12 protein-coding genes are annotated in these 13,440 nt (G+C 63.6%); 4 read left to right on the top strand and 8 right to left on the bottom strand.

What is annotated here, in order from left to right; genetic code table 11:
- Positions 1-113 precede the first annotated feature (113 nt).
- From AC04SI_RS03340 to AC04SI_RS03330, 3 genes are all read left to right on the top strand, one after another.
- Positions 114-1,100: a sulfate ABC transporter substrate-binding protein gene (locus AC04SI_RS03340; protein ID WP_404282368.1), complete on the top strand. Its 987-nt coding sequence runs from the start codon at positions 114-116 to the stop codon at positions 1,098-1,100.
- A 341-nt stretch (positions 1,101-1,441) separates the two neighbouring features.
- On the top strand, positions 1,442-1,891 hold the full coding sequence (locus tag AC04SI_RS03335) for an RrF2 family transcriptional regulator (protein WP_006202816.1): 450 nt from the start codon (positions 1,442-1,444) through the stop codon (positions 1,889-1,891).
- A gap of 129 nt (positions 1,892-2,020) precedes the next feature.
- Positions 2,021-3,172: a hypothetical protein gene (locus AC04SI_RS03330; RefSeq protein WP_488473908.1), complete on the top strand. Its 1,152-nt coding sequence runs from the start codon at positions 2,021-2,023 to the stop codon at positions 3,170-3,172.
- Here AC04SI_RS03330 and AC04SI_RS03325 read toward each other — a convergent pair.
- The 7 genes from AC04SI_RS03325 to AC04SI_RS03295 form a co-directional block, all read right to left on the bottom strand.
- Complete coding sequence (locus AC04SI_RS03325) at positions 3,167-3,727, bottom strand: gluconokinase (protein ID WP_404282373.1); 561 nt, start codon at positions 3,725-3,727, stop codon at positions 3,167-3,169. The two genes, AC04SI_RS03330 and AC04SI_RS03325, sit on opposite strands and share 6 nt — an antisense overlap.
- A 3-nt stretch (positions 3,728-3,730) precedes the next feature.
- The gene (locus AC04SI_RS03320) at positions 3,731-4,717 is read right to left on the bottom strand and encodes an ABC transporter permease (protein WP_404282375.1); all 987 of its coding nucleotides are present in this window, start codon (positions 4,715-4,717) and stop codon (positions 3,731-3,733) included.
- Entirely contained in the window at positions 4,714-5,694 is a 981-nt protein-coding gene (locus AC04SI_RS03315; protein WP_404282377.1) for an ABC transporter permease, read from the bottom strand. Before AC04SI_RS03315 ends, AC04SI_RS03320 begins: the two co-directional genes overlap by 4 nt.
- Positions 5,691-7,238, bottom strand: coding sequence for a sugar ABC transporter ATP-binding protein (locus AC04SI_RS03310; RefSeq protein WP_404282379.1), 1,548 nt, complete (start codon positions 7,236-7,238; stop codon positions 5,691-5,693). The genes AC04SI_RS03315 and AC04SI_RS03310 overlap by 4 nt, the downstream gene beginning before the upstream one ends.
- A gap of 79 nt (positions 7,239-7,317) precedes the next feature.
- Positions 7,318-8,442, bottom strand: coding sequence for a sugar ABC transporter substrate-binding protein (locus AC04SI_RS03305; protein ID WP_488473907.1), 1,125 nt, complete (start codon positions 8,440-8,442; stop codon positions 7,318-7,320).
- Positions 8,443-8,747: 305 nt separating this feature from the next.
- A complete protein-coding gene (gntR, locus tag AC04SI_RS03300; RefSeq protein WP_404282383.1) occupies positions 8,748-9,776 on the bottom strand; it encodes an HTH-type transcriptional regulator GntR in 1,029 nt (342 codons plus the stop codon).
- 152 nt (positions 9,777-9,928) lie between these two features.
- Positions 9,929-11,161: an MFS transporter gene (locus tag AC04SI_RS03295; protein WP_404282385.1), complete on the bottom strand. Its 1,233-nt coding sequence runs from the start codon at positions 11,159-11,161 to the stop codon at positions 9,929-9,931.
- 174 nt (positions 11,162-11,335) lie between these two features.
- Between AC04SI_RS03295 and AC04SI_RS03290 the strand changes: the two genes are divergently transcribed.
- Complete coding sequence (locus tag AC04SI_RS03290; RefSeq protein ID WP_404282387.1) at positions 11,336-11,623, top strand: DUF3175 domain-containing protein; 288 nt, start codon at positions 11,336-11,338, stop codon at positions 11,621-11,623.
- A gap of 67 nt (positions 11,624-11,690) precedes the next feature.
- Here the strand turns inward: AC04SI_RS03290 and AC04SI_RS03285 are convergent, their stop codons facing one another.
- A complete protein-coding gene (locus AC04SI_RS03285; RefSeq protein WP_404282388.1) occupies positions 11,691-13,343 on the bottom strand; it encodes an ABC transporter substrate-binding protein in 1,653 nt (550 codons plus the stop codon).
- Positions 13,344-13,440: the final 97 nt, after the last annotated feature.

Genomic DNA, 13,440 nt, shown 5'->3' with positions numbered 1-13,440 from the left:
TCAGCGGTATTTTTTCCGGCAGCGGCGTCATAGCCTCGATCGCGTCTCTCGTCTCGCCGGACCCTGTCAGGCTATGTTTGCGCCCTCGCGATATTCTCAAGGAGCCTGTTTTCATGAAGCGATTTTTGCTTGGCGCCGCAGCGCTTGCCGCCCTCGTTCTCACATCCTCCCAGGCCTGGTCGGCCGACAGACTGCTGAATGCCTCCTACGACGTCGGCCGCGAACTGTTCGTCGAAGTCAACAAGGCCTTCATCGCCGGGCATCCGGGCGTGAGCATCGACCAGTCGCATGCCGGCACCTCCGCCCAGGCGCGCGCCATCGCCGAAGGGCTGGAGGCTGATGTGATCACTTTCAACCAGGTCATCGATGTCGATTTCCTGGTCAAGAAGGATCTCGTCTCCGCCGACTGGCAGAAAGATTTCCCCGACAACGCCTCGCCCTTCTATTCGCTGCCGTCCTTCCTCGTGCGCGCCGGCAACCCCAAGCACATCAAGGACTGGAACGATCTCGTGCGCGACGACGTCCAGGTGATCTTCCCCAATCCGAAGACGTCGGGCAATGCGCGCTACACCTATCTCGCCGCCACCGCCTACGCCAAGGAGGCTTTCAAGGGCGACGACGCCAAGGTGAAGGAGTTCGTCACCAAGCTGTTCAGCAACGTGCCGATCTTCGACACCGGCGGCCGCGCCGCCACCACCACCTTCGTGCAGCGCGAGATCGGCGACGTGCTGATCACCTTCGAGTCTGAAACGCGCGGCATCCGCAAGGAATATGGCGACGACAAATTCGAGCAGGTCACGCCTTCGGTCAGCCTGCTGGCGGAGTTCCCGGTGGCCATCGTCGACAAGGTCGCCGACGAGCACGGCACGCGCGATCTCGCCAAGTCCTATCTCGACTTCCTCTATACGCCCGAAGGACAGGACATCGCCGCCCGCAACGGCCTGCGAGCCCGCGACGCGGCGGTCGCCGCCAAATACAAGGCCGAATTCCCCGATGTCCGCCTGCTGACGGTGGACGATGTCTTCGGCGGCTGGGCCAAGGTGCAGGCCGAGCACTTTGCCGCCGGCGGCCTGCTCGACCAGGTCTACGGCGCCCGCTAGAGCAATTCCAGGAAAAGTGCGTAGCGGTTTTCCGTTCGGAATTGCGGAAAACCAAAGAGTTAGAGCGGGTCAGCGTTTCTGAACCGCTCTAGACCGTAGCCTCATGGACTGGGCAAGACGGCCGGCTTTGCCGGCTGTCTTCGTTTCATGCGCCGGCAATCCGTCTCCGACGAAATCTCGGCGTCATCTGTGAAGAACGTTACAAAGAATCTCGCGTTTGTGCCTAACCTGCCGCCGGGCGGATTGTTTCGCGAAACGGCCTTGCGCGGCCAGAACGTCATGATTTGCACACAAACAACCGCCAGATCCGGGTGGTTGGGGCTTCATGGGTTGATCAGGGCATGCTGACAAAAAAGGGCAAATACGGCCTCAAGGCCCTCGTGCATCTTTCCGGCCTGCCGGTTGGCCAGCTGGCCTTCGTCAACGACATCGCCGTCGCCAACAACATCCCGAAGAAATTCCTCGACGCCATTCTGGGCGAACTGCGCAATGCCGGCTTCGTCCAGAGCCGCAAGGGTAAGGAAGGCGGCTATCGCCTCGCCCGGCCGGCCTCCGAAATCAAGATCGGCCATGTCGTGCGCGTCCTCGACGGACCGCTGGCGCCGATCCCTTGCGCCAGCCGCACTCAATATCAGCGCTGCGAGGACTGCGACGAGGCGACCTGCCAGGTCCGGCACATGATGCTGGAGGTGCGCCAGGCAATCGCCGAGGTGCTCGACAACCGCAGCCTCGCCGCCATGCGCGACGCCGACAATGACGATTTCCCCGTCGAACTGACCTCACAGATCTGACCTGCCCGGAACCGAAGTTCCGCCTTTGCACCTGTTCGGCTCCTGACGCTCCCACCGCCGCCCGATTGCGCCGCCGCGGTGGACACAGTAGAGGCTTTCGGACGCAACCCAGGAACAGGTTCCAATCGGATGAAGCTGCCGTGGTTCGGAAAATCCCGCAGGGCCAACCGCGCACCATCCGCCGCCAGCTACCACACTGAAATCATCGCCGACGTGCTCGTCCCGGAGCGCGGCGAGCCGGTGCGGTTCTTCAGCCGCAAGCTGGTCAGGCCCGGCAAGCTGCACCGCTTCTCGAACCGGGATTTGCGCGAGAGCTTGCTGCTGGGCTTCTATATCGGTGTCGCCGCAGTGCTGCCGGTTGCCTGGTGGACATCAATCTGCGGCTGGACTTCGAAGCTCCGGATGAAGCGGCATCTCCGCAAGGACTTTTCGCGCTACGCAGCCGCGGTCCGCGCGGTGCTTGGCAGCGGCATCGACGCGGAGGCGCTATTCCGGGGCCTGCTTGCCGCCACCCATCGCCGGCAACTGCTGCTTGCCGCGCACCTGACCGGCTGGGGCTGGTCGCTGGCGATCCGGCTGGAAGGGCTTGACGGCCTGGTTGCTGCGCTGAAGCGCGGCCGCGGCGCCATCATCTGGTGCGATCAGTTCACCGCCCAGACCATCATCGGCAAGCGCGCGTTGCACGAAGCCGGCGTCGAAGCCCACCAGGTCAGCGTCGACTTCCACGGCTTCTCGGACACGATTTTCGGCCTGCGCTTTCTGAACCGGCCGCTGGTCGTGGTGGAGAACCGCTTCCTGAAGAGCCGGGTCGTGTTTGAGCGCGGCGACGCCTATCAGGTGACCGTGCGCATGCAAAGGATCCTCCGGGAAAACGGCATCATCCTGATGACCAACACCATCCACGCCGGCACGACATTCACCGAGGCCGCCATCGGCGAAAGCGGCTGGGCCCATCTGGCCTCGGCGCCGGCGAATTTCGCCGCCAGAGGCGGCACGGCGCTGTTTGCGATGTCGACCTTCGAGATCGTCCCCTTCCGCGAATACCGGGCGGTCATCAGTCCCGAACTCGTGGCGGGGGAACAGCCGGCATCGGCCGCGCCCGCGACGAAGGACATGGCGGCAAAGAACCTGGAACTGCAGGCGCGCTACATCCTGCTCAAGCGCGACCGCGTCCTCGAAGCGCTGAAGCTGCATCCCGAGCAGATGATGGCATGGTCCGCCGCCGCGAGGCTCACCGAGCGCTCGGACGACGTGACGGAAAGCGAGACGGGGACCTCATAAGGTCTTGCCACCCAGCAGGCCGACGGTCCCGGTGACGATGTCGGAGATGGAGCCGGTGCCGTCGAGGGTCAGGGCGTGCTCATCCGGCGCCGGCGCTTCCAGTATGGCGAACTGGCTGTCGACCAGGCTTGCCGGCATGAAATGCCCCTTGCGGTGGCCGACGCGCTGCCTGGCGGTTTCGCGGCCGATCTCCAGATAGACGAAAACGATATCGCCGCAGAAACCGCGCAGCCGATCGCGATAGCTACGCTTCAGCGCCGAGCAGGCCGCAACCACGCTTTGTCCGCCGGCGACAGAGGCAGCAATGCGCTGGCCGATGGCGTCGAGCCAGCCTGCGCGCAGCGCATCGGTAAGCGGTTCGCCGCTCGCCATGCGCGCGACATTTTCGGGTGGATGCAGTCTGTCGCCTTCGACGAACCCTGCCCCCAGGGCCTCGGCCAGCGCCTCGCCCACGGCCGACTTGCCGCAACCGGCGACCCCCATCACCACGATGACTAACGACGGCCGGGCCTCGTCTGCCCGCGCTGGTGCCGGCTGTGCTGCCTTCTCGTCCACGGCTCAGCGGCTTGCCGGCGCGCGGCCGTAGAGCAGCAGCATGGCGACGATGACGACGCCGTAGATGATCTGCCGCCCCGCCTCCGGCATCTGCAAGACCGAAAGAATGGATTGCAGAAGCGTAATCAGGATCACGCCGGCGACGGTGCCGAGATAGGAACCGCGCCCGCCGAGGATCGAGGTGCCGCCGAGCACCACAGCGGCGATCGAAGGCAGCAGATAGGCATCGCCCATCGATTGCGCCGCCTTGGAAGCATAGCCGGCCAGCAGCACGCCGCCGAAAGCCGAGAGCCCGCCGGAGACGGCGAAGGCGATCATCACCACGCGCCTGGTATCGACGCCAGACAGATAAGCAGCGCGCTCGCGGTTGCCGATGCCGTAGACGCTGCGGCCAAAGCTGGTACGGGTCAGCACGAAGACTGTCGCCGCACCGATAAGCGCCCAGATGATGACAGCGTTGGGCACGCCCGGAATGGTAAAGCCGGTCGCCAGATAGCGCATTGCGGCGGTTGCTGAATCCTGCGGTGAGAACCCGCCCGTGTAGACCACCATCAGGCCTTGCGCGACGGCGTTGGTGGCTAAAGTGATGATCATCGAGGGAATGCGCAGGTAAGCGACACCGATGCCGTTGACGATGCCAATCAGGACACCGCAAAGGACGCCGAAGGGGATGGCGAGCGCCGCGCCGACCGGCCCGAAGGCAGCCACCGCACTGGCCATCATGGCGCCGACCGCCACCGACCACGGCACCGACAGGTCGATCTGGCCGAGCAGGATGACCAGCATCATGCCGGTGGCGATGACGCCGAGGAACGAAGCCACCTTGAGTTGCTGCAGCAAATATTCAGGCGACAGGAAGCTGCGCGAATAGAGGCTGCCGAGAAACAGCAAAAGCACGATGCAGGCAAAGGCCGTGAGTACCGCCGGGTCAGCGCGGCGGATGAATTTGGGCATACGGTTTGCAATGCCGCCCATCGTCGTCTCGCTCACAGGAACCACTCCAGCCGGTTGCGGACTCTGAAAAGGGCGAAGGCGCCAAGGCTGACGGCGATCAAAAGGATGACGCCCTGGAACAGCGGCTGCCAGAGCGGATCGAAATCGAAGACGAACAAGAGGTCGCCGATGGTGCGGAAGGCGAGCGCGCCGAAGATCGCGCCGATGGCGCTGCCCTTGCCGCCGAACAGCGAGACCCCGCCGAGCACCACGGCGGCGATCGAAAACAGCGTGTAGGCGTTGCCGCTGGCATAGGCGGCATCGCCCGTATAGGTGAAGAAGGTCAAGAACAGTCCGCCGATCGCGGCTAACAACCCAGCGAGCGCGTAGGCGGCGAATTTTCCACGGCGGATCGGCACCCCGGACATGTAGGCGGCCGTTTCCGACGAACCCGCGGCATAAGCCGCGCGGCCTAGCACCGAGCGGCTGAACGGCACCCAGACGATCAGCACCACGGCGAGCAGCGCCACCAGGCTCGCCGGCACGACACCGAACAGGCGCCCGGTCAGCGCGTCGGCCAGATCCTCGTTGACCGAACCGCCAGGAAATGGCCTGAGCAGCAGCGCGATGCCGAAATAGACGGCACCCGTGGCGATGGTGGCGACGATCGGTTGCAGGCGCCCATAGATGACGATGGCGCCATTGATCGCCCCGCACAGCAGTCCGGTGCCGAGTACGGCGACAACCCCGAAAGCGGTCTCGATGCCGGCGCCGATGACCAGCCAGGAGGCCAGGCAGTTGGTCAGGGTAAAGATCATGCCGACCGAAAGGTCGATGCCGGCGGTGATCACCACCAGCGTCTGCGCCATGGCGACGAAGGCCAGCAGCACGCCCTTGTTCGAGGCCGTCTGGACGACATTGGCGGTGAAGCCCGCCGGATGGTTCGTCGTGTAGATGACGAACATGGCGATGAAGATGCCGAACGCCAGCAGCGTTCCGCGCTGTTCGGCAAGCCAGTAGCGCCAATCTTTCACGCGTCCGCTCCCTGTCTTGGGCCGGCGTTCTCGCCGTGGATGTTGAGCGCACTTGATATCAGCGCCCGCTCGGTGATCTCGGCGCCGACCAGCTCACGCTTGACCGCCCCGTCATAGAGCACCAGCACCCGGTCGCAGCAGCCGATCAGCTCGTCATAGTCGGTTGAATAGAACAGGATCGCCGCCCCCGCGTCGGCAAGCTTGCGCATCAGTTGATAGAGCTCCTGCTTGGTGCCGACATCGATGCCGCGCGTCGGATCGTTGAGCAGGATGATGCGCGGCTGCCGCATCAGCCATTTGGCGATGACGACCTTCTGCTGGTTGCCGCCAGACAGCGCGCCGACCGGAATGTCGAGGCCTGCCGTCTTGATCGCCAAGAGGCCGACCATGTCGTCGATCAGCCGCTGCTCGGCGGCACGGTCGATGACGCCCGCTTTGGACAGCCGGTCGAGTGCGGCGAAGGAGAGGTTTTCGCGCACCGTCATAGGCAGCATCAGGCCTTCGGTCTTGCGATCCTCCGGGATCAGCGCCATGCCGATCCGGTCGTCACGCGCCGCGGCCGGGCTGGCAATCGTCACCGCCTTGCCATCGATCAATATCTGTCCGGAAAGGCGGCGCAGCACGCCGAAGAAGGCAAGCAGCAGCTCACGCTGGCCTTGGCCGTCGAGACCACCGAGGCCGACGACCTCGCCTGCCCCGACCGTCAGCGAGACATTGTCCAACCGGTCGGCCCAGGACAGGTTTCGCGCCTCCAGAACCGAAGCGGCATCGGACGAGGCGCGCACCGGCTTCGGCGGAAAGATATGGCTGTATTCGCGGCCGATCATCAATTCGACAACTTCGTTGTCGCTCTTCGAGCCGGCCGCATAGCTTGCGACGTTGCGGCCGTTGCGGAACACGGTGCACTGGTCGGCAAGCTCAGCGATCTCGTTCATCCGGTGCGAGATGTAGAGCAGCGCCAGCCCCTCCTTCCGCAGCCGCTTCAGCACAGCGAAGATCTTGGCAACGTCAGCCCCCGCGAGCGCCGAAGTCGCCTCGTCGAGGATCAGGATGCGCGGCTTCCTGGCCAGGGCCTTGGCGATCTCGACCATCTGCCGTCTTGAGAGCGGAAGATCCTTGACCAGCGCCAGCGGATGGATGTCGGCGGCACCGGCGCGGGCAAGGGCTTCTTCCGCGATGCGCCGCTGCGCCTTGCGATCGATCATGCCGAAACGCGTCGGCGGATCGGAGATGACGATGTTGTCGGCGACGCTGAGCTCGGGAACCAGCGACAGTTCCTGGAAGATGCAGACGATGCCGGCCTTGTTGGCCGCCGCCGGCGAGGCGAAACTCACCTCGCTTCCGTCCAGAATCATGCGGCCCTCATCAGGAGCGACGACACCGGCCATGACCTTGATCAGCGTCGATTTTCCGGCACCGTTCTCGCCGAGGATGGCGTGGATGCTGCCTGGTGTGACCGAAAGTTCGGCCTTTTCCAGCGCCCGCACGCCGCCATAGCGCTTGGAAATGCCTTCCATGCGAAAGAGCGGAACCGCACCGTCCATCGGTCCTCCGAGGCAGCTTTACGATTGAGATGGCAAGCGATCGGCGCCGCGGGAGATTCCGCGGCGCCGGGTGTGCAGCCTATTGGTCCGCCTTGGTCTGACCCATGATTTCCTGCGCGGTGAAATTGATACCGCAGGTCGGGAAGGAATTGCCGACGAAGAAATTGTCGGACTGGTCGGGGAAGTAGTCCTGGCCTTCCTTGAAGTTCGGATCCTCGACGATGGCCAAAGGCAGCTTCACCGACTGCGGCACGACCTCACCCTCGAGCGCGGCGATCGCCGTCTTGATCGCGACCGCCACCTGGGCTGGACCGGTGCCGGCCGATGAGCATTTCAGCCCGTCGGCGGCATGCTTCGCGCAGAACTTTCGGAAGCCGTTCTCGGTTTCCCCGCCGAACGGCACGAACGGATGCTTGGCGTCGATCATCGCCTGCACGATGCCGGTATCGCCACCCTGGCCGGTGATGCCGACGAACGGACCGTTGGTGGCGATGGCGTCAGCCGTGACCTTCTGTGCTGTCGGATCATCCCATTTGCCGGCAACTTCGGTGACTTCCCATTTCTTGCCCGAAGCGGCAAAGACCTCATGGATGCCATTGTGGCGGTCAGTGTCGACTGACGTGCCGGCAACGCCGCGCACTTCGAGCACCTTGCCGCCGTTCGGCACATGCTTGACCAGCCAGTTGGCCCACAACTCGCCAAGGCCCTTCTGATCGACATTGACGTTGATGGCGTCCTTGGTGTCGAGGATGTTGTCGAAGGCGACCAGCACGACGCCGGCTTCCTTGGCGCGCTTGATGACCGGCCCGAAAGCGGTCGGGTTCTGCGCGTTGACGACGATCGCATCAAAACCGGAATCGATGAAGTTGTTGATCGCGGAGATCTGCGCCGGCACGTCCTCACCGGTCGATACGACCTTGAATTCCTTCAATTTCGCCGCGACGTCCTTTTGTGCGGCATAGGCCTTTGCCGTCTGGATCATCTGGATGCGCCAGGTGTTGGCGATATAGCCGTTGGCCAGCGCGATGCGGTAGGGGCCTTCCTTCTTGGGGAACTTGAAGAACTGCGTGTCGGCCGCCCAGGGCGCGAAGCAGTCCGGCTCGGCGGCCGGGCCCTTGACGATTTCAGGTTCGGCGATCGCCGACGAACTCAACATGACGAATGCAGTGGCGGCAACGATGCCACCAACGAGTGACTTGATCATCGATATTCCTCCCAGTTGCAGTTCTTGTTGGTATGTGTCGTGACGTCTCGCGCCTGACTTGGCCAAGGCACCTCCCGCCTTGCCAACCGCGCCTTCCGGGTGGCCGCATGCCGACCCGATCCCCTCCTCCGTCGCCGCTCAGGCGAAAGCAAAAACTATCATATTATACATAATAAACAAGCTTAAGCTGTCGCTTATATATAATAAACAGTCTTTGACCTTGCTTCGAGATCCCGTGCGAAGGGGATGGTAGCGCTACCAAGAAATTGTGTAAACCGGCATTCGCACAGTCGCTTCTGCGTGTTTCAACGCGCTGTGCTCTCGCGGCGCCTGAGCTCGAAACCGAGGTCGACGATCCGTTGTTCCGGCCTCTTCCCCGAGATCGCCGCCAGCGCCATCGCAACCGCGCGTCGGCCGATTTCGTAGCGGGGCGTGCGGATGCTGGTGATCGACGGAAATGCCGACTGCATCATGTCGAGATCGTTGAAGCCGGTGATGCCGATGGTCTTCGGCACCGCGATGGCGGCACGGTGGCACTCGAACAGCACACCGAGAGCGATGTCGTCATTGTTGCAGAAAACCCCCTCGAGCGTCGGCACCTTTGCCAGCGCATCGCGAAACAGCTCGCGGCCGAGCGGTACGCTGGAGGGCACCGGCGTGGTTGTCACCAGCCGAGGATCGAACAGGCCGGCTGTCTCCATCGCCGTGCGATAGCCGGCCAGGCGCCGCTGCGAGCGCGGGTCCATGCGCGCGCCGATGAAGCCGATCCGGCGGTAACCCGCTTCGATCATGTGCTCCGTTGCGGCCCGGCCGCCGTCGAGATGCGAGAAGCCGACCAGCATGTCGACCGGATCGGGCCCGGTCTCCATCACCTGCACTACCGGACAGCCGGCCGTCTCGAGCAATCTGCGCGCAGTCGGCGTCTGGTCGATGCCCGCCACGATCAGCGCCGCCGGACGCTGCGGACCGAACACCTGCAACAGGCGCTCTTCCTCGAGGCCGGAATAGTGGGTGTTGCCGAGCTGGATGCGGAACGGACTGTCCGACAGGCTGTCGTAGATGCCGCGCACCACCTCGGCGAAGACGTTGTTGGTCAGCGACGGCACCAGCACGCCGAACACCTCGGCGCGCGCCGAGGCGAGCGCACGCGCGTTCGGGTCGGGCACATAGCCAAGTTCGTCGACGGCAGCCTGGATCTGGCGGCGCAGATCTTCCGAGACGCGTCCCGGTTCGCGCAGCGCCCGCGATACGGTGATGGCGCCGACGCCGGCCCTGCGCGCCACATCGGCGATGGTCGGCCGGCCGCCGCCACGGCGCGAGCGTGGTTTGCTCACGGCCTCGTTTCCGGCAGCATCACCCTTCTCGCCATGTCCATTCCGGCTTCCCTCGCCACGCCGTGTCAGCTTGGCGTCGCGCAGCGCTTGCCCATTGTCAAGCCAATGGCCCGGCTGGGCGGCTGGGACATCGAGCCTGTCGGCGTCAGCCCTCAGGCCATCGCCACCGCGCTGCGCTGCGCCTTCCATATCAGGAGCAAAATCGCCCCCAGGTTCACCAGGTTCCAGGCAATGCCATTGAGGAAAGCGGCGGCATAGGAGCCGGTGAGGTCATAGATCCAGCCCGACATCCAGCCGCCGACCGCCATGCCGAAAATGGTCGCCATCATGACGATGCCAACGCGCTGGCCGGCCTCCTTCGCCGGCATGTAGTCGCGCACGATGATCGCGTAGCAAGGCACGATGCCGCCTTGCGACAGACCGAAAACCAGCGACACGACGTAGAGCGAGGCAAGCCCGTCAAAGGGGATGTAGAACAGTAGCGACAGGCATTGCAGCACCGAGCCGATCAGCAGCGTCTTCACCGCACCGAAGCGATCGGCGAGGAAGCCGGACGCGAGCCGGCTGACGACGCCGGCCGCCAGCATGATCGACAGCATGTCGGCGCCATGCGCCACGCCGTAGCCGAGATCCATGCAATAGGCGACGATATGCACCTGCGGCATCGACATCGCCATGCAGCAGCCGAAACCGGCGACGACCAGCAGCACCTGCAGCGCCGCCGGCGACAGCGAGATCGGCCGGACCGGCCGGCTGCCAGGCGAGCCGGGCGCGGCTTCGCGGGGCGCGCCACGCCTCAGCATCAGCACCAGCGGCACCATGGTGGCGAGGCAGACGACGCCGATCGCGGCATAGGTGAAGCGCCAGCCTTCTTCCTTCATGAGCATCGGCATGACGAATGGCCAGATCGCGCCGGCGAGGTAGTTGCCCGAAGCAGCCGCCGTCACCGCGACGCCGCGGCGTCGGCTGAACCAGTGCGAAATGTCGGCGATCAGCGGGCCGAAGATCGCCGACGTGCCGACGCCGATCAGCAGCCCTTGGACAAGCGTGAACTGAAGGATCGATGTGGTCAGCGACGCCAAAAGGAAACCGGCGCCGAGCGCGATCGCCGCGATCAGCGCGGGGATCCAGTAGCCCATGCGGTCGATCGCGTGTCCGACCAGGACATTGCCGGCGGCGAAGCCGACCATGGTCGCGGTGTAGGGCACCGACGCGGCGGCACGGTCGACGCCGAACTCCGCCTGCACGGCGGGCAGCACCACGACCACCGCCCACATGCCGACACCGCCGATCGTCGACAGCAGCATCGAAATGCCGAGCCGGGTCCATGCATAGGCGCTGTCGATGCCAGGGCTGCTCGTCTGGCTGGAGACGATTGGGGTCAAGGCGTTTCCTGTCCACGGTGCTGGAGATCGACCGGTTCCGCGCCACTATCGGCGCATTCGCCGCTGCGAGCAGCGCCACGACGGGCAATTCCGTGACGCCAGGAATGCGGCTTCAGCGGTTGCGGGAACCCGCCACACCGCCTGACGTTTCCCGACACGGAAGGAGTTCCTGTCATGACCGCGAAAAAAAAATGGTCGGCCGAAGTGACCGAGCACAGCGATGCGATGAACCTTGAGGAGCACATCTTCGAATCCGGCGATGCGAAGAAGATCGCGGCTTCGCTCAAGCGGTCGGCCGAGCACAGCGACCGCCGCAAGGCCGAGCCGTTCCAGTCCGCCATGTCGATGCTGAATTTCTACATCAACCGCGCCGGCAAGAACCTGCCGCAGGAGCGCCGGAAGGTGCTGGAGGAGGCAAAGGACGAATTGCGCGCCGCGTTCGGGCGCCCAAAACAGGACTGAAGTGGCGACCGCGAATTTTCCTTCCGAAGGAAGGCTATTTTTCGCGGCCGCCAACTTGGCCTTTTCGTCAGGCCTGTTCCAGCCAGACCTTCTGCAGATCTATCTGGAAGGTTGGGTGGATGGAGTAGTTCTTCACCTTCTCATTCATGTGATTGTAGAGCTTTTGCCAGTAGGGCTGGATGATGATCCCCGAGTCCTGAATAATGGCCTCGACCTCCTTCATCACCTCACGGCGTTTTTCGGGGGCGCTCACCGACAGAGCCTCCTGGAGCTTCTTGTCGAACTCCGGATTGGAGTAGCTTGTCTCGTTCCAGGCCTCGCCGGAACGATAGGCCAGCGCCAGAACCTGGACTCCAAGCGGGCGCATGTACCAAACCGTCAAGGAGTAAGGATACTTCGTCCAGTCGTTCCAGAAGGTCGAGCCAGGCAGTACCGTGCGCTTGACCTTGATGCCCGCGTCGCGAAGCTGGGCAGCGATCGCATCACCGGTGCTCTTGTTCCAATCATCGTCCACGGTGATCAGCTCGTGCTCGAAATCGGCCTGGCCGGCCTCGGCCATGAGTTTCTTGGCCCCTTCCACGTCGCGAGCTTTCTTAGGCAGGGGGAAGTATTCGGGATGAATTGGGCTGACATGATGATTTTCGCCCACTGTGCCGCGCCCGGCGTAGCCGAGTTGAAGCACAACGTTGTTGTCGACTGCCATCTGGAGCGCGTTGCGCACCCGCTTGTCGTCGTAGGGCTTTTGCGTGACGTTGGTGCGCGCAACGAGCGTAGTCGCCGTCTGGATCTCTGTTTTCTTAAGTCCAAGTCCGTCCAGGATCTCGACATAGTCCGCCCCGGTTTCATTGTTGAGATCGACCTCACCCGACTCGAAGGCGTTCACCATTGCGTTTGGATCGGTGCCGTAGTCGATGAACTCGACCCCATCGAGCAGCGCCTCTCCACCCCACCACTTGCCGTTCTCGCGCCGCTTGACGACTGCCTTTTGGCCAACATCGTAGGAGACGAGCTCGAATGCACCCGTACCAATCGGTTTTGTGGCCGGGTCGGCGCCATCGGCGTCAAAATTGCGGTGCACGACCAAGGCAGGATAATCGGTAAGATTGGCGATGAGCGCGATATCCGAAGCGCCGAGCGAGAGCTTGACCGTGTGGTCATCGACCTTGGTAATGCCGCCCTCGCGCGCCTTGCCGGTGTTCTGATCGATCAGGCTGTTGACGCGTGCCGCCATGGAATTGCCGGACGCCTTCTTGTCGCACCACCGGTTGAAATTGTAGACGACATCGTCGGCATTGAACGCGTCGCCATTGTTCCAGGTTACGCCCTTGCGGACATGGAGCACGTATTCGGTGGCGTCGCCGTTGACTTCCCAACTCTCCAGAAGGACCGGCTCGAAGGTGAATTCGCGGGTGTATTTGACCAGCGGCTCCAGCCAAGTGCGGCTGATATTGGCCATCTCGACCCAATCATAGGTACGCGGGTCCTTCTGTTGCTTCACGACCATGGCAACGCGAAGCGTTCCGCCCTTCTTGCCTTCTTCGGCAAAGGCGGGGACCGGCACAGCCAGGCCGACCATGCCGTAGGCCAGCGCAGTCGATGCGCCGAAGGTGCTGGCCATCGCGAGGAACTCGCGCCGGTCCATAAGGCCCTCGCGAACGTCCTTGGCCATGCTCGTGACCACTTCCGGAACGCGGGCTCCGCCGCTTCTGAAAAACTTCATTTTGGATCTCCCATTGTTTGTGTTTAACGCATTGCCCAACCAATCGTTGAACCCCGGGATATTCCGCCCGGGTCTCGGATCTCAGGACCGTCACTGC

The organism is Mesorhizobium sp. CNPSo 4689 (genome assembly GCF_057784325.1).
This window is presented reverse-complemented; position numbering and strand designations above follow the sequence as displayed.

What these genes read in the sequence shown, in the direction of transcription:
- AC04SI_RS03340 (WP_404282368.1), top strand. Translation starts at nt 114, where the DNA reads ATGAAGCGATTTTTGCTTGGCGCCGCAGCGCTTGCCGCCCTCGTTCTC.
- AC04SI_RS03335 (WP_006202816.1), top strand. Translation starts at nt 1,442, where the DNA reads ATGCTGACAAAAAAGGGCAAATACGGCCTCAAGGCCCTCGTGCATCTT.
- AC04SI_RS03330 (WP_488473908.1), top strand. Translation starts at nt 2,021, where the DNA reads ATGAAGCTGCCGTGGTTCGGAAAATCCCGCAGGGCCAACCGCGCACCA.
- AC04SI_RS03310 (WP_404282379.1), bottom strand. Translation starts at nt 7,238, where the DNA reads ATGGACGGTGCGGTTCCGCTCTTTCGCATGGAAGGCATTTCCAAGCGC.
- AC04SI_RS03305 (WP_488473907.1), bottom strand. Translation starts at nt 8,442, where the DNA reads ATGATCAAGTCACTCGTTGGTGGCATCGTTGCCGCCACTGCATTCGTC.
- AC04SI_RS03290 (WP_404282387.1), top strand. Translation starts at nt 11,336, where the DNA reads ATGACCGCGAAAAAAAAATGGTCGGCCGAAGTGACCGAGCACAGCGAT.
- AC04SI_RS03285 (WP_404282388.1), bottom strand. Translation starts at nt 13,343, where the DNA reads ATGAAGTTTTTCAGAAGCGGCGGAGCCCGCGTTCCGGAAGTGGTCACG.